This window comes from Acinetobacter bereziniae, assembly GCF_016576965.1.
Classification (GTDB): Bacteria; Pseudomonadota; Gammaproteobacteria; order Pseudomonadales; family Moraxellaceae; genus Acinetobacter; species Acinetobacter bereziniae.
On sequence record NZ_CP066119.1, the window covers coordinates 2,060,775 to 2,076,174 of the forward strand.

A 15,400-nucleotide genomic window follows, 5' to 3' on the forward strand; every position below is an offset into this window, starting at 1 on the left:
TCTTGTTGATCGGCTTAAATTTTGATTTTCTCAAAAGCTTTCTAAATTAAAAGTAAAGACAAATAGAAGAAGCTATGATTTCATCCTATATAAAAGTCAGATTAAATCAAGCTTAAAAATCATCTTTTTTTAAACTATTTTTTATTTTTTAAAGCAATATAAAACAATGATTTAGATAAATTATCATGATTTGAAAATTTAAACAGAAAAATAATGGTCTTCGACTAAAGGCGAATAAAAAATTATTACGCATAGACTTTTAAATATGATAAACATATCACATGTCTTTCTAAGATAGTGATGTTTCAGGATGAAACTTTAAATGATGTGAGATTTCTAAAAGGAGTTTGATGATGTTGCAAAAAATCAGAAAATTATTGTGTATCCACAGTTTTGAATATGAAATTGGTCATAATATTGTGGTTAAAGAGTGTCGTAAATGCGGTGCTCATCATTAGTTTTCTTTAAACTTTAGCAAAATATCACCATATGATGATTTTATGGAATCAGTATGGTGATATTAAAAAATAAGTGTAACGATAGTACCAACAATTCATACATTTTTTTGTCACGTGCAAAGATGCGCTGTCTCTGATTTCCTCCATTGATTATATTTATGTTATATGCGTTACAATAGGATCAACTCCCTACTTTCAATTTGATTATGTCTAAAGATTTCTTGGCTGAAAGCTATATTGTTGATGAGCATCTTGCAGATACCTTATATTGGCTTTGTCAGCATCAAGATTGTTATGATGCTTTTCAATTTGATGTTGTTACTCAGGAGCTAAAAGTTCATCACGCCAATGGCACTGACATCATCCGTCAAGGGATGTACCTGACAGCAAAATACGGCATTCTCGTCACTTCACTGTAGTGGATGGGTGTGATTGAGTGTTTTAGCTGGACGTGTAGTGTTTCTGTTCTTGAAGTCTAATTTATCCGCTATTTTGTGTCGATTGTTGCGACAAAAAAAACAAACATCGCTAGAATATAGCCTGTATGGAAAATATTGAATCTGTAATGAATGTGATTGTATCGGAACATCAACGTAGCATTTTGGCTACGATGGGAGTAGACCTGTGGATTAATAAGGTCGATGTACAAACACGCCATTATCAAAGTGCTTTATATCGAGATATTGAACAATCACATCCTGTAATACATCAATCGTTTGAGCCTAAAAATTTATCTACGCAAATCGATGCTGAGCGCACTCAAAAGACATCGAATATAACAGCTGAAAAGACTCAAGTTTCCGAAGTCACATTACTTGAACGTAATCCAGAAACACAGCTGACTGAAGAAGTTTCAACATCAAAACATATTCAGCAACATACCCATTTTGGGACAGAATCCGCACTAGAGTTGTCTGCATTTGAAATTCAAGCCTATGCGATTGAACATTGCCTATTATTGGTTGAAACAACTGACTTGAATGCTGAACAATTGACTTTATGGAGCAATATTCAACGTGCAGTCAACGGACATACTCATGAATTGAAATGGCCGTTTCCCTTGCCACAGTATCAAGATGGTCGAGGAGCTAACCTTTATATTCAAGGTTTTATTGATGCATTGAGCGTAGAACGTAAGGTAATTAGTCTTGGGCAAATCACTCATCTTGTGCAACAGGATATTTTGGAGTTGCCGAGTTTAGATGAAATGCTGAAAGAACCACTGCTAAAGCGTAGATTATGGCAAATGATGCAAAAATAAATATCGAAAACTTATTGAATGATTGTGTTGGAAGGGAGTTTGATCTAAATGAAACAAAAAGTTGTTGTTTTTAGCCAAATCGATTCAGAAATTCTGTCACGTTTAAATCATCAATTTAAGGTGGTGGTTTTAGATCCGAAACAAGGTGATATTAATCAACAGATTCGTACTGAAGTGGTTGATGCTGATGCAATGATTGGTGCAGGTCGTCTACTGAACGAAACAAATTTAGCAACGGCACAGCAGTTAAAAATTATATCTTCTGTCAGTGTCGGTTATGATAATTATGATCTTGCCTACTTAAATCAAAAGAAAATATGGCTGGCAAATACCCCTCATGTACTGACAGAAACAACCGCAGATTTAGCTTTCACATTATTAATGAGCGCAGCACGAAAGGTCCCAAGTTTAGACCAGTGGACCAAGCAAGGTGAATGGAAACGTACCATCAGTCCAGCTCAATTTGGTAAAGACATTTTTGGTAAGACTCTAGGGATCATTGGCTTAGGTCATATTGGTGCCGCCATTGCCCGTCGAGGTTTTTACGGTTTTAATATGAATATTTTATATCATAACCGCCGTGAGAAAATAGAAGTCGCTCAGCAGTTCAATGCACAGTACAAAAGTCTTGAAGATTTACTTGAGCAATCTGATTTTGTAGTGACTGCAGTGGATTTAAATCAGCAATCTCAAGCGCTAATCGGTGCAGCTGAACTAAAACTTATGCAGAAGCATGCGATATTTATCAATATTTCTCGTGGCTCTGTGGTTGATGAACAAGCACTGATCGACGCTTTGACCAATCAACAGATTTTTGCTGCAGGATTGGATGTTTATCAAAAAGAACCTTTGGCTGAATCACCACTATTTCAGCTTGAAAATGTGGTGACATTACCACATATTGGTTCAGCAACTGCAGAAACCCGTAAAAAAATGGCGGAATTGGCTTATCAAAATTTGATTGATGCGTTAGCAGGTCATATGCCAAGATATTTGGTGAATCAAGACTTTAATTAAGATGTAAAGTAAAGTTAAAACAATATAACACTTCATTGCAAATTTGTTCTAAATTCAATGTTATATTGAAAACACAAAGATTATTGAGCCGATCTATTGAACAAGACCTTACTCAGCTTATGTTTATGTTTGAGCATTTCAATCAGCTCAGCAGCGACATTTACCCAGCATCAAAATGGGGGGCAATTTGATGTTCCTGAAATTGGTGGTGGGGTAGGGTTTATTGATCAACAAAAAGAAAAAACCATTGGTGAAAAAGTCTATCGTCAAGTTCAACAGCAGATGCCTGTACTCCATGACCCATGGTTAGAAGACCAGTTTATGATGGTTTTCTCCAGAATCCTAAGCCAGACCCAACTTGGACAACCTGTCGGCTTGGTGCTCATCAAGGATTCACAAATTAATGCTTTTGCTGTTCCGGGTGGTTTATTTGCGCTCAATACAGGGATGGTCACAGCATCAAACAATATCGATGAAGTTGCCAGTGTGATGGGGCATGAAATCGCCCATGTTACCCAGCGTCATTACAGTCGCTCGCAAGAAGCATTTAAAGGGCAAGGCTTATTGGCACTCGCAGGTATTATTGTCGGTGCTGCATTGGCTTCCAAGGCAGATGGTGATGTTGGCGGTGCTGTGATGATGGGTACACAAGCTGCACTCATGGACAAACAACTGAGTTATAGCCGTAACCAAGAGCGCGAAGCTGATCGTATCGGTATGCAATTTATGTATGGTGCGGGTTATGATCCAGAAAGTATGGCTGACTTCTTTGAAATTATGCATCGAGCAACCAGTCAGCTTAGTTTTTTACCTGATTTTTGGCTTACGCACCCGCTAACAACAGAGCGGATGAGTGAGGCGAGGTTAAGAGCAAATCAATTTCCAAAAGTCACTACACATAGCTCACAGCAAGAATTTGATATCATCAAATGGTATACTTTGGTGGTTTCAGGGCAAGCCAATGATCGTCAGTTAATGGCTTTTGCGCGAAAAAATAATTTTCCCGGTTTGTTGGCATTAAGTGAGTTTTATTTACTCCAAGGTGATTATGACAATGCTCAATCTCAGCTTAATTTGGCTAAACAAATCAATCCAGACCATACTTTGGTAAGCCTAATTCAAACCAATATTTATTTGGGTAGAAACAAAATCGATGATGCTTACCAAACCATTATCACAAAACAGCGCATTACGCCTGAAAATCGGGCATTAAGCTATAAATTGGCTGAAGTGTATTTAAGACAAAATAAGCCGAAAGAAGCTGAACAATTGGTTAATCGATTTGTCAGTAAAAATAATAAAGATATTATTGGTTGGCAATTGTTGCAACAGGCAGCGAATTTAGACAAACAAAATCCGATGCGTACTGTAAATGTTCTAAGAAATAGAGCGGAAGCTCAGTATTGGACAGGTGATGAAGAAAATGCCATTAAATCACTTTTACATGCCAAGCGTCTTGCTAAAGAAAATAATGCAATGAGTGCGCGAATCGAAACAAGGCTTAAAGTAATGCAAGACGAACGAAAAATGAAAATTTAATCGTATTCTTTGTTTTAAATAAACAGATTAAAGAAAATTTACTTTCTATTCTGCTATGAACAGGTTAATCTTAAGAGACTGAGAATGTATAATAAAGTATTTGATTCACATGAAGAAAATTCTAATTTTTTTAAGCGTTTTACTATTTACATATAGTTTATCTGCTGCGGTGCCAGAACAATATGTTCGTGAAGTAGAGCGTATCTCTGCTCAATATAATGCTGATATGAAGTTTTTTTTGCGTAGTTTAGACCCTAAATTGACTCAATTTAATGAACAACAAAAAGCACAATTTTGTTCAATTGTTCAGAAATATGTGAATGATATGTATAAAACAACTGATGAAAGTCGCCAGTATTTACCTTTGTCAGTTCAGTCGATGACTAAGCAAAATGTGATTGATAAAGTAATGTCTTCTCCTGAAATGCAGTTACTTCATAAATATAATATTCAATGTGATTTGAAATAGTCTTTGTCTTGATCAGAGGGTATCTAGGAAACATTGAGTTATAGATATGATGCAATTTAAAATTGCAAATAATCAAACATGCTCTACAACTTATTCAACCCTCTGACACACATGGTTTATTTCCTACAATACAAGATACGCTAACTGTGTTGAGGAGTTTTCTGAAACTTGCATAGGCATTGGATGAACTATATTTGTAGACGTTCAAGGCTTTTGTCAATCACGCTTGATCGCATTGTAAAACCAAGAAAACTCTGTATTTATTATTTGTTTAAATGCTTCAAATGAGGTTTAAGGTGTTATGGATAATCACAATATTGATGGGCAGCTCAATATTGTATCGATTAGTTTTTGGGGAAATGCAAAATTTAAGCAAAAAGGTGATATAACTCAAGCATCAAAGTTGTTTGTCCATACCTTATTTTCTAAATGGAAGTTTCTTGTTTTTAAACGCTGATGTTGAAAACTTACTGGCACGAAAGTTGTGTGAAAAGGACGTTTTTTTGCTGAAAGTCTTGAATATCAATCTGTAAAGATTCAGTTGATGGTAGTTCGAGAGACGCTTGCCATTATCAGATTAAATATCGAATTGAAATGCTTTTTGATATGATTATTTGGACTATTTAACTGTGTATTATTTCATTGCAAAATAAATGGATTAAATAGACCAAATCAAACAGAAATGTAGATTAATGACTGGGGCTTAGCCAAGTTTTGCTTTAATTTTGGCAGAAACTTGTGCAGGATCGGCACGTCCGGCTATGATCGGACGTAGAGAATTCATCACCTTACCCATATCTTTCATGCTAGTTGCACCTTGCGCTTCAATTGTTTGCGCAATGAGAGAATCAAGCTCGTCCTCTGACATAGCTTCAGGTAGAAATTGAGATAAAACTTCAATTTCGGCTTGTTCTTTACTAGCTAAATCTTCACGGCCTGCGCCTTCAAAGGCTTTGACCGATTCTTTACGTTGTTTGATTTGCTTTTCAATGACCGCAAGAACTTGATTATCGTCAAGCTCTATGCGCTCATCGACTTCGATTTGCTTGATTGCTGCCTGTAGACCACGTATTACCGTTAACTTATCCATTTCTTTAGCACGCATTGTTGCTTTCAAAACATCAGTTATTTGGTTTTTTAAAGTCGTCATTATGTTGTCCAGGTTGAGTCAATCAATCACAAATTAATCTTAGTAAAGGCGAGTTGTACGTACTGATTCACGCGCCAATTTCTTTTGGTAGCGTTTAACAGCAGCAGCTTTTTTACGTTTACGTTCTTGAGTTGGTTTCTCGTAGAATTCACGTTTACGAACGTCAGCTAAAACACCCGCTTTTTCGCATGAACGTTTGAAACGACGAATAGCTACGTCAACTGGTTCGCCTTCTTTCAATTTAACTTGTGGCATGAAGAATCCTCATTAAGTTATGGATAAGATCAGGGTCGAATTACCCTAGATCACAAGTGAAGGTCAGTATTTTACTCATTTACATCTCATATCACAAGTCTATAATAGCTTTGGCAATATTTTGAAATAGGTAAAAGGCAATTTAATGATCGTTCTTGGCTTAGAAACTTCGTGTGATGAAACAGGTTTGGCACTTTATGACAGTGAAGTCGGCTTAAGAGGACAAGTGCTATATAGTCAAATTAAATTGCATGCAGAGTATGGTGGTGTGGTTCCAGAGTTAGCCTCACGAGATCATGTGAGAAAGCTAATTCCTTTGATTAATCAATTGCTTGAGCAGAGTGGTGTTAAGAAGTCTGAAATTGATGCAGTAGCATATACACGTGGACCAGGCTTAATGGGTGCATTGATGACAGGCGCTTTGTTTGGTCGAACTTTGGCTTTTGCTTTAAATAAACCAGCGATTGGTGTGCATCATATGGAAGGGCATATGTTGGCACCATTATTATCAGAAACTCCTCCAAAATTTCCATTTGTTGCTTTATTGGTCTCAGGTGGACACACCCAATTGATGGCTGCGCATGGAATAGGTCAGTATGAAATTCTAGGTGAGTCGATTGACGACGCTGCAGGTGAGGCATTTGATAAAGTTGCGAAAATGTTGAAATTACCTTATCCCGGCGGACCTAATATTTCAAAATTAGCTGAACAAGGCAGTAAAGAAGCATTTGAATTTCCGCGACCTATGTTGCATCAAGGCTTGGATTTTTCATTTAGTGGTTTAAAAACTGCGGTTTCAGTACAACTGAAAAAACTTGAAACTGAACATGCCAATACTGAAAACTATCATGCTGACATTGCAGCTTCATTCCAAGAAGCTTTGGTGGATACTTTAGTAAAGAAATCAGTAAAAGCACTAAAACAAACGGGTCTAAAAAGTTTAGTGATCGCGGGTGGCGTAAGTGCAAATAAACGATTAAGAGAACGTTTAGAGTTAGACTTAGCTAAAATTAAAGCAACAGTTTATTATGCTGAACCTGCTTTATGTACCGATAATGGTGCCATGATTGCATTTGCTGGTTATCAGCGTCTAAAAGCGGGGCAGCAGGATGGATTAGCTGTGACCACAACGCCGCGGTGGCCAATGACAGAATTAACACAACCTGCTTAATTAAATTGAATGATTTGATCTAATGAAAAGAGGCAGAAGCCTCTTTTTTATGGTGACAATATTGCTGTTGTTTTGAGCATTGAGACTTAATATATAACGTGAGTTCGATGCAATTAAATATTCAACTCATTGAAAAATAATAAATCCATGCAGATATTTGCTGGATTTTCATCCAATTTGAGGATGAGGAGCGGAGATCCGTAAGCGCAACCATCAATAGCGTTTCATTTCTCTTGATCAATAAAATGAAAGCGATCAATAGATTGTTTGATGATCTAAAGCTTGCACTGCCATGCTTTACTTCTAAAGTTTAAATTGTTTTGCGTAGGCGATACCTCACTTTTCAGAGATGAAAAGTGACAAAAATCTTTCGTTGAGCGAGGGGTACATCCTTTACCCCCGCTCAACATGGCGACATCCATGTCGCCTCACGATAGCAACAACATCAATGATTCAAAAAGTACAAAATAAATGAATCATCTAAATCACTTATATGAATAATCAGGCAGTTTGACTGTATCATCTTTCATCAAGGATTTTTATCGAACTCAGGTTATATAAAGTTAATAGATCAATCATTAAAACTATTCTGGTCGACCATATCAATATATTCAATATAGCCACGTCCTTCAACCGCAGTTTCTAAATATTGCCCTGCAAAATTATAGGCACTCGCATAACCACGACCATGCCCATAGCGATAAGGGCTATCAATTTCAGCGGTAATATCTAATATAAGTTCATGGGTATCATTATGAACTGTCCAACTAAATAAACGTGGTAAACGCATCATATGTCCGTCTGGTGCAACATAATCATCAACGTCATGTGCGATTACTTTAAATTCTACTTGTGTATAGACTTCCGCAGGACGATCAGTATGTCGTATATGTAAGGTGTACGCAGCAGGTTTTCCAAGTACATCAACTTTGGTCAACAATAATTGCGTTGCACTATCCAAATTAATGATTTGGTAGGTAAAGAATGTTAAAGGAATTTTATTGTGCTCCTCAAGTAATGTCTTTGAAAGGTTATAAGGACCAACTGCACGTGCATATTCATACGTACATAAGCCTTCAGTAAGCGTATATTCACCTTGATATTCTAATTTTCCTTTAAAGTGACTTAACAGACTAAAATGATCATAAATTGGTGATTTTACAAACCATGATGCATGATCGGAAACATTTAAATCAAATTCAAAATCTAATCCACAATAATGTCCTTTCAAATGAATGTAAGGCAATTGACCAGAAATTGAGACTTCTTCACCTAACGTTATCAGATGATCTGAATCCGAAATATGTGTTTCTTGTGGAATCATATAGGCTTTGAGTAAATGATCTTCTAAGGCTGCGGTACTGGAAAAGAATGTAGCAGATTGTCGAGGATCTCCGTGGGTAATTGCGTCATGATCAAAAGCCAAGACACCTGGAGTACCAATAAAAATCATAATATTTAAGTAGCGATGTGGTTCAGGCAATAGCGGAAAGAAAATTCCATAATGCGTCCACGAATAAAATTTATCATCCAATCGTGGGTGAATGATGTCGGCAGCTGAAAATGGCAAAGTTGAATATTTAACAGCTTGATCAAGCAAAGCTTGTCCTAAAAGTAAACTCCTTCCAGAAAACTTGCTCAAAAATGAAAATTTAGGGAGTATTTTGTTCATTGTATTTCACTAAAATTCTGTCATTTTTATCCTAGGAGGAATAACAAAGGCTCAGAATTGGAGTTTAGGACAAGTTCTATGCTTTACAGGACATCACCGATTTATTTTGTCTGACAATTTAAAACGACAACAAAATCAAAAATGAACAAAGAAAATATAAAAAGATGATAAAAACCAAACTAATCAAAACTAACGCTTAATTAGGAACATATAATGTGGAGCTATTGAGTCAAAAAAGCCAAGAACTTGTAATAGAAATACTTGATCTTGGCGAATTGTATGAATTGGACAAAGCAACGTATAGCGCGTGTTAAATTACTCAGCAGAGCGGATTAATCTGGATAAGGAATCCATGTCTTTTTTTTATCATCATATTGATATTGAACTTTGTCGGTATAGGTAGAATCAAAAGATGTAAATGAGCGTTCTTTTTTGATGCTAAAACAGTTTCGAATATTGCTATAGGTTTCATGCGTACCAGGATGATCACCATCAAACTGCGAGCCCATCAAACATAATTTTGGATCATTTAAGGAAAATGTATAGGATGGTTTCTTTTTAACATTGCCTTGGTTATCTTCCCAGCCCGTAAATTGATAATTGAGTGGGTAGGCAATACCAGTTTGGGTATCTAATGCAATCATTTCTAATGAGTCAGAAGTTCCAGTATTTAATAGGATATATTTTTTATCAAAATTAGCCTTCATGTTTTTAAGTGCTGTTTTATATTTTGCGATATTGGCTTTAGCGCAATAATCGCCATTAAAATAATCACTATCACACTCAGATACTTTTTTAAAAGGGACATTGGCAGAAGCGCTAGAAAGGCAACAACCTGAAAGTATGAGGAGTGTTATCAGCTGTATTTTCATTATTTGCACCAAAATGATGTTGTGGTTTTTGCTCAATATTTATTTTTAATGACCATCATAAAAAATGCCACATATTATCGATACAGTTCAATATGTGGCAAGTATTTACCCTAAAGCATTAATATTCCCAGAACATACGCTGGATTTCTTTAGGATCTTTGGTTTTTGTGAGCGCTAATGCCGCTAGAAGTTTGGCTTTTTGTGGGTTTAAATCATGTGCTACAACCCAACCGTATTTATCATCTGGTTGCTCAGCATTACGCAAGATAAAGCCTTGTGGAACACGTGACGAACGAATGATTTGTACGCCTTGTTGTTGAAGTTGATTCAATGTCGGCACAATATAATTCGCAACAGAACCATTTCCTGTTCCCGCATGAATAATTGCTTTAGCGCCAGCTTTTGCATAAGCCAAATATGCATCTGGAAGCATATTGCCAGAACCATAAACGATCTGTACAAGTGGGAGTGTATCACCTTGAATATTTTCAATATTAAATTCAGAACTATTGTTAAAACGCTTAGCAACATTTCTAAACCAATATGGCTTTCCTTCAACCAGTGTGCCTAAAGCACCCCATTGGCTTGCAAATGCATCAGTATGGATATTGATGGCTTTAGTGACATCGCGTGCTGCAAAAATATCATCATTCATCAGCACAAAGACGCCTTTTCCTTTGGCAGTGTCTGAAGCAGCCAATGCGACAGCACTATAAAGGTTCAAAGGTCCATCAGCAGAAAGTGCTGAAGGTGGGCGCATAGAGCCAACCACGACAATCGGCTTATCAGTATGAACTGTGAGACTAAGAAAATAAGCTGTTTCTTCTAATGTATCTGTACCATGTGTAATGACCACACCATTCACATCAGATTTTTTAACCAATTCATTGACTTTACGCGCAATAGTTAACAGCTCTTTGTCGGTTATACTTTCAGAAGCGACCTGCAAAGCTTGTACACCAGTCACATTGGCAAGGTTTTGGATCTGTGGAACAGCATTGAGTAAATCGTCCACAGGAACCTTTGCCGCAGTATAGGTTGCACTGTTGGTCGAGCTTGCACCTGCTCCAGCGATTGTTCCACCTGTTGCAACAACAACGACATTATTTTTTGCATAGCTACTAAAGGGCAAAATCATGCCAATTGCAAGCGCAAGCGCAGTAACCGTCTTTTTCATAAGTCTTCCTTTTCAGTCTTTGTTCTGGTCTTAAGCATTTTTTATGCCAGTTTTAAATCTATATAAATACTGGAGTGTTGCCCATACTTATTTAAAAATGTAAGTTTCTAAATAATCATTCAAATTTATAGTTACATACTCTTAAAATGAGATAAAGTCACGATCAGGATGATTTTTCAGCATTCGATGAATATATTGTGCAATATACCGTCAATAGTGTTGTTTGAGGGCATACTGAAGGTTGAGAAGTAAAAAAGGCATTCAAAAATGAATGCCTTTCGGTATGCTTGGGATCGGTGAAAATTAACGCATTTTCGCCAAGAAACGGCTTAAACGGTTCATTGCTTCACGAAGCTCATTTTCAGCTGGGAGGAAAACCACACGGAAATGATCAGGCGTAGGCCAGTTAAAACCTGTGCCTTGTACCAATAAAACTTTTTCAGCTTTTAAGAAATCTAACATGAATTTTTCATCATCTTCGATAGGATAAATTTCTGGATCAAGTTTAGGGAAGCAGTACATTGCGCCTTCAGGTTTAACACAAGATACCCCTGGAATGTCGTTCAACATTTCCCATGCAATATTACGTTGTTCGTACAAACGACCACCAGGACGAATCAAGTCATTAATCGACTGATAACCTCCTAACGCTGTTTGAATCGCATATTGTGCTTGATGGTTGGCACACAAACGCATTGACGCAAGCATGTCTAAACCTTCAATATAATCTGCAGCACGTGATTTATCACCGGTAATCGCCATCCAACCTGAACGGTAACCTGCGATACGGTATGCTTTAGACAGACCATTGAAAGAAATACATAACTGATTACCTGCAAGTGCAGCTACAGAAACGTGTTCGATACCGTCATAGACGATTTTGTCGTAAATCTCGTCTGCAAATAAAATCAGATCATATTTTTTAGCCAGTGCAACAATCTGTTCTAAAACATGACGTGGATACACCGAGCCTGTTGGATTATTAGGGTTAATGACCACAATACCACGAGTATTTGGTGTGATTTTACTTTCCATGTCGGCAATGTCTGGGTACCAATAGTTTTGATCATCACACTTATAATGAATCGCAGTACCGCCCGAAAGATTTACCGCAGCAGTCCATAATGGATAATCAGGCATAGGAACCAGCATTTCGTCGCCATCATCCAATAAGCCTTGCATTGCCATAACAATCAGTTCAGATACGCCGTTTCCGATATACACATCTTTGACATGTAAATCCAAAATTCCTTTTTGCTGGTAATACTGACAAATTGCCTTACGTGCCGGGAAAATACCTTTGGAATCTGTATAGCCGACTGCATTCGGTAAATTTAAAGCCACATCATTGATAATTTCTTGAGGGGCTTCAAAGCCAAACGGGGCGGGATTCCCAATATTGAGCTTAATAATTTTATGACCGGCTTCTTCCATCTCATTGGCCGCTCGTAACACTGGTCCACGAATGTCGTAGCAAACATGCTCTAACTTTGACGATTTTTTGATTTCGCGTGGGGTTGTGTTACCTAAAACGGACATAATCTTATCCAATTATTTTGAGTTAAAAATATAGATTACTGAAATATCACAATCTATGTTGAAATTTAGCTAGAAATTTTCCAAGCTCTAGCGTAAATATGGAAGTACTGAAGCATGACATTGAATGTCAAAGATTTAAAGGAGTTTAATGATGGGAAAACTCAATAAAACAGACCGAGAATGGCAAAGAGAGTTATCACCAGAGGAATTTAAAATTACCCGACAAAAGGGCACAGAGGCTCCTTTTACAGGTAAATATTGGAATACTAAACAGCATGGAACCTATGTTTGTCGATGCTGTGGTACAGAATTATTCACCTCTGACACCAAATATGACAGTGGTTGCGGATGGCCGAGTTTTTTTAAACCGATTAATAATAGTGTTATAGAAGAACAAGATGATCACTCTCATGGGATGGATCGTGTCGAAATTATATGCCATCATTGCGACGCACATTTGGGACATGTGTTTGAAGATGGACCACAACCGACGGGCTTACGCTATTGCGTGAATTCCGCTTCTTTAGAACTAAAATCACAAGAAAAAGGCGACGAGGAAACGTATCCATGACCAACATTTATCAGTTCGAGGCTGAGTTGTTAGAGGGTGAAAATAAATCTTTTTCAGATTACCAAGGAAAAGTTTTATTGATTGTCAATACTGCGAGTAAATGTGGTTTCACTCCACAGTTTGCAGGATTAGAAAAACTTTATGAAAAATATAAAGATCAAGGACTTGAGGTTCTAGGGTTTCCTTGCAACCAATTTGGTGGACAAGATCCGGGTACCAATGAACAAATTGGCAGCTACTGCCAGCGTAACTACGGTGTTTCATTTCCTATGTTTGCCAAAGTCAATGTCAAAGGACCAGAAGCACATGTGATTTTCCGTTATTTAACCAATAACAGTAAAGGTATTTTGGGGAATGGCATTAAATGGAATTTTACGAAATTCTTGATCAACAAAAAAGGAGAAGTGATCAACCGTTACGCGCCTACAACCAAACCTGAAGATATTGAGCAAGACATTGAAAAAGCCTTGGCTGAATAATCAAACATGTGTATCTCAGTCAAATTGCTAAGATGATGTACTCAGATACAACTGTTGAATTTTGGAGTGATCCACGAATGCCCTATGTTGAAACACGTAGGGCATGTCAGAGTCGAATTTGTTATAAATCCCATAGTCATCCGACATTTTCAATTGGTGCTGTGGATTGTGGTATCAGTCGATTTAGCAGTTACTTTGCTCAGGACCAACAAATACAAGCAGGTAGCTTGGTCATTATTCCTGCAGAAATTGAGCACTCCTGTAACCCACTGGAAAATGAGGTTTGGAGCTATCAAATGATGCATTTGGATGCACATTGGGTTGTTCAACTCTTTTCTGAATTGGTTGAGGATATTGAGCAGCTTTATCCTCAGCATGTTCCGGTATTAAAACCTCAGATTATCCATCATTCAGATGCTTATCAGTCATTCACTCAACTCAATGAGGTATTGTTTGATTCATCTTTATCCATTTCATTCAAGCAACAAAAGTTAGTTGAAGTCTTATCTGAAATTTTACTGTCACATTTTGAGTTGGATCTTTTAAAGCAATCCGATTATTTTCAAAAGTATTTGAGTAGAATGATTGCTTTAATTGAAAGAAGTCAGCACATTCTTTCTTTGGATGAATTAAGTCAAGCGGTGGGAATTAGCCGTTATGCGATTATTCGCTTATTTAAAAATAATTTTGGTCTTACACCACATGCTTACCAGCTTAATCAGAAAATAAATACTGCCAGACATCTTTTAAAGTCGGGTCAAACAATCGTTCAGACTGCGCATGCCTTGGGCTTTAACGATCAAAGCCATTTTCACCATGTTTTTAAATCCCATACAGGTATAACACCTAAACAGTTTCAGACCCAATTTTTGAGCGCATAATTGCGCAATTTTTTACAAGATTAGTGGGTCCAAAAATATCTAAGCTGATTTAAATATTTTTTGGAATCGGCTAATGGAACTGTTTTTAATTGTTGCAGTCACACATTTTATTGCTTTACTTTCTCCCGGACCTGATTTTTTTCTGATTTTAACCACTTTATTTAGAGAAGGGCGACACGCGGCAAAATGTGTATGTCTTGGTATTGTCTTCGGTAATATCGTGGTGATCGGCTTTGTGTTTATTTCACTGTTTATACTGGGGCAACTTCATCATGCTATTTTAGATGTGGTGAAATGGGGTGGGATAATTTATTTAAGCTATTTATCCTATCGCTGCTTTACATATGCATGGCATGCTGATTTTACTCATGATACTCAAGTAAGTAGTAGTGAGCAGAAAGTCCCTAAAAAACTAAAATCATTGTTTTATGGCATTCAATCCAGTGTTTTAAATCCTAAAAATATTCTATTTTACGGCACAATCATTTTAGTGATCTATCGACCCTATACAACATGGCAATTATGCTTGGTGAGTTTATGGATGGTCTGTGTCGTATTATTTTGGAATTTATGGCTGATTCATCTGATGAGCCAAAAAAAGGCGTTGCATTGGTTTCAATCGAAAATAAAAGCGATTTATTATTTATCGGGGCTATGTTTTGCCGTATTTGCTGGGATGTTGTTGTTTAGCTGATTGAAATGCCGATCTAAATTTTGCTTTAGATCGGCATTATTTTTTGATTTACCCGTTTTTCCTAATATTTAACGTGAGTTCGATGTAACCACATCTTTAACTTATTGAAAAACATTAAGTCTCGGCGGAGTCTTGCTGAGTTTTCATCCAATTTCAGGATCAGCCTGCGGCTCGTCATACTTTTGTTTTGGCATG

General features: G+C 37.1%; 17 protein-coding genes. 11 read left to right on the plus strand and 6 right to left on the minus strand.

Going from position 1 to position 15,400, the window contains the following annotated elements:
• The first annotated feature begins 664 nt into the window (after nt 1-664).
• From I9192_RS09540 to I9192_RS09565, 6 genes are all read left to right on the plus strand, one after another.
• Nucleotides 665-877, plus strand: a complete 213-nt coding sequence (locus I9192_RS09540; RefSeq protein WP_004831094.1) for a hypothetical protein — start codon at nt 665-667, stop codon at nt 875-877.
• A 125-nt stretch (nt 878-1,002) separates the two neighbouring features.
• A complete protein-coding gene (locus I9192_RS09545) occupies nt 1,003-1,719 on the plus strand; it encodes a hypothetical protein (RefSeq protein WP_005029404.1) in 717 nt (238 codons plus the stop codon).
• Nucleotides 1,720-1,767: 48 nt separating this feature from the next.
• Nucleotides 1,768-2,736 carry a 2-hydroxyacid dehydrogenase gene (locus tag I9192_RS09550; protein WP_005029402.1) on the plus strand — a complete coding sequence of 323 codons (969 nt, stop codon included), beginning with the start codon at nt 1,768-1,770 and terminating at the stop codon, nt 2,734-2,736.
• 96 nt (nt 2,737-2,832) lie between these two features.
• Entirely contained in the window at nt 2,833-4,275 is a 1,443-nt protein-coding gene (locus I9192_RS09555; RefSeq protein WP_004831090.1) for a M48 family metalloprotease, read from the plus strand.
• 109 nt (nt 4,276-4,384) lie between these two features.
• Nucleotides 4,385-4,744 (plus strand): hypothetical protein, encoded by a 360-nt coding sequence (locus I9192_RS09560; protein WP_200150355.1) that lies wholly within the window; start codon nt 4,385-4,387, stop codon nt 4,742-4,744.
• Nucleotides 4,745-5,045: 301 nt separating this feature from the next.
• The gene (locus I9192_RS09565; RefSeq protein ID WP_228289336.1) at nt 5,046-5,201 is read left to right on the plus strand and encodes a hypothetical protein; all 156 of its coding nucleotides are present in this window, start codon (nt 5,046-5,048) and stop codon (nt 5,199-5,201) included.
• 246 nt (nt 5,202-5,447) lie between these two features.
• On the opposite strand, the gene I9192_RS09570 is transcribed toward I9192_RS09565, so the two are convergent.
• On the minus strand, nt 5,448-5,894 hold the full coding sequence (locus I9192_RS09570; RefSeq protein WP_004831087.1) for a GatB/YqeY domain-containing protein: 447 nt from the start codon (nt 5,892-5,894) through the stop codon (nt 5,448-5,450).
• Nucleotides 5,895-5,933: 39 nt separating this feature from the next.
• Nucleotides 5,934-6,149, minus strand: coding sequence for a 30S ribosomal protein S21 (gene rpsU, locus I9192_RS09575; protein ID WP_001136722.1), 216 nt, complete (start codon nt 6,147-6,149; stop codon nt 5,934-5,936).
• A 145-nt stretch (nt 6,150-6,294) separates the two neighbouring features.
• Between rpsU and tsaD the strand changes: the two genes are divergently transcribed.
• Nucleotides 6,295-7,320, plus strand: coding sequence for a tRNA (adenosine(37)-N6)-threonylcarbamoyltransferase complex transferase subunit TsaD (gene tsaD / locus I9192_RS09580; RefSeq protein ID WP_004831086.1), 1,026 nt, complete (start codon nt 6,295-6,297; stop codon nt 7,318-7,320).
• Nucleotides 7,321-7,891: 571 nt separating this feature from the next.
• On the opposite strand, the gene I9192_RS09585 is transcribed toward tsaD, so the two are convergent.
• The 4 genes from I9192_RS09585 to I9192_RS09600 all read right to left on the minus strand — a co-directional run bounded on the left by I9192_RS09585 (nt 7,892) and on the right by I9192_RS09600 (nt 12,580).
• On the minus strand, nt 7,892-8,992 hold the full coding sequence (locus I9192_RS09585) for a DUF6670 family protein (RefSeq protein WP_151804730.1): 1,101 nt from the start codon (nt 8,990-8,992) through the stop codon (nt 7,892-7,894).
• Nucleotides 8,993-9,324: 332 nt separating this feature from the next.
• Nucleotides 9,325-9,864 (minus strand): hypothetical protein, encoded by a 540-nt coding sequence (locus I9192_RS09590; RefSeq protein ID WP_005029394.1) that lies wholly within the window; start codon nt 9,862-9,864, stop codon nt 9,325-9,327.
• Between the two features lie 118 nt (nt 9,865-9,982).
• A complete protein-coding gene (locus I9192_RS09595; protein ID WP_004831082.1) occupies nt 9,983-11,041 on the minus strand; it encodes an asparaginase in 1,059 nt (352 codons plus the stop codon).
• Nucleotides 11,042-11,344: 303 nt separating this feature from the next.
• Complete coding sequence (locus tag I9192_RS09600) at nt 11,345-12,580, minus strand: pyridoxal phosphate-dependent aminotransferase (protein ID WP_004831081.1); 1,236 nt, start codon at nt 12,578-12,580, stop codon at nt 11,345-11,347.
• A 151-nt stretch (nt 12,581-12,731) separates the two neighbouring features.
• On the opposite strand from I9192_RS09600, the gene msrB reads away from it, so the two are divergent.
• From msrB to I9192_RS09620, 4 genes are all read left to right on the plus strand, one after another.
• On the plus strand, nt 12,732-13,151 hold the full coding sequence (gene msrB, locus I9192_RS09605; RefSeq protein ID WP_004831080.1) for a peptide-methionine (R)-S-oxide reductase MsrB: 420 nt from the start codon (nt 12,732-12,734) through the stop codon (nt 13,149-13,151).
• Nucleotides 13,148-13,630: a glutathione peroxidase gene (locus I9192_RS09610; RefSeq protein WP_004831079.1), complete on the plus strand. Its 483-nt coding sequence runs from the start codon at nt 13,148-13,150 to the stop codon at nt 13,628-13,630. The genes msrB and I9192_RS09610 overlap by 4 nt, the downstream gene beginning before the upstream one ends.
• A 35-nt stretch (nt 13,631-13,665) precedes the next feature.
• On the plus strand, nt 13,666-14,511 hold the full coding sequence (locus I9192_RS09615) for an AraC family transcriptional regulator (protein ID WP_200150417.1): 846 nt from the start codon (nt 13,666-13,668) through the stop codon (nt 14,509-14,511).
• 73 nt (nt 14,512-14,584) lie between these two features.
• A complete protein-coding gene (locus I9192_RS09620; RefSeq protein ID WP_200026474.1) occupies nt 14,585-15,205 on the plus strand; it encodes a LysE family translocator in 621 nt (206 codons plus the stop codon).
• Nucleotides 15,206-15,400 lie beyond the last annotated feature (195 nt).

Coding starts and splice junctions, on each gene's coding strand:
- I9192_RS09560 (WP_200150355.1), top strand. CDS start 4,385: ATGAAGAAAATTCTAATTTTTTTAAGCGTTTTACTATTTACATATAGT.
- I9192_RS09610 (WP_004831079.1), top strand. CDS start 13,148: ATGACCAACATTTATCAGTTCGAGGCTGAGTTGTTAGAGGGTGAAAAT.
- I9192_RS09570 (WP_004831087.1), bottom strand. CDS start 5,894: ATGACGACTTTAAAAAACCAAATAACTGATGTTTTGAAAGCAACAATG.
- I9192_RS09550 (WP_005029402.1), top strand. CDS start 1,768: ATGAAACAAAAAGTTGTTGTTTTTAGCCAAATCGATTCAGAAATTCTG.
- tsaD (WP_004831086.1), top strand. CDS start 6,295: ATGATCGTTCTTGGCTTAGAAACTTCGTGTGATGAAACAGGTTTGGCA.
- I9192_RS09590 (WP_005029394.1), bottom strand. CDS start 9,864: ATGAAAATACAGCTGATAACACTCCTCATACTTTCAGGTTGTTGCCTT.
- msrB (WP_004831080.1), top strand. CDS start 12,732: ATGGGAAAACTCAATAAAACAGACCGAGAATGGCAAAGAGAGTTATCA.
- rpsU (WP_001136722.1), bottom strand. CDS start 6,149: ATGCCACAAGTTAAATTGAAAGAAGGCGAACCAGTTGACGTAGCTATT.
- I9192_RS09565 (WP_228289336.1), top strand. CDS start 5,046: ATGGATAATCACAATATTGATGGGCAGCTCAATATTGTATCGATTAGT.
- I9192_RS09545 (WP_005029404.1), top strand. CDS start 1,003: ATGGAAAATATTGAATCTGTAATGAATGTGATTGTATCGGAACATCAA.
- I9192_RS09620 (WP_200026474.1), top strand. CDS start 14,585: ATGGAACTGTTTTTAATTGTTGCAGTCACACATTTTATTGCTTTACTT.
- I9192_RS09540 (WP_004831094.1), top strand. CDS start 665: ATGTCTAAAGATTTCTTGGCTGAAAGCTATATTGTTGATGAGCATCTT.
- I9192_RS09600 (WP_004831081.1), bottom strand. CDS start 12,580: ATGTCCGTTTTAGGTAACACAACCCCACGCGAAATCAAAAAATCGTCA.
- I9192_RS09615 (WP_200150417.1), top strand. CDS start 13,666: ATGTACTCAGATACAACTGTTGAATTTTGGAGTGATCCACGAATGCCC.
- I9192_RS09595 (WP_004831082.1), bottom strand. CDS start 11,041: ATGAAAAAGACGGTTACTGCGCTTGCGCTTGCAATTGGCATGATTTTG.
- I9192_RS09585 (WP_151804730.1), bottom strand. CDS start 8,992: ATGAACAAAATACTCCCTAAATTTTCATTTTTGAGCAAGTTTTCTGGA.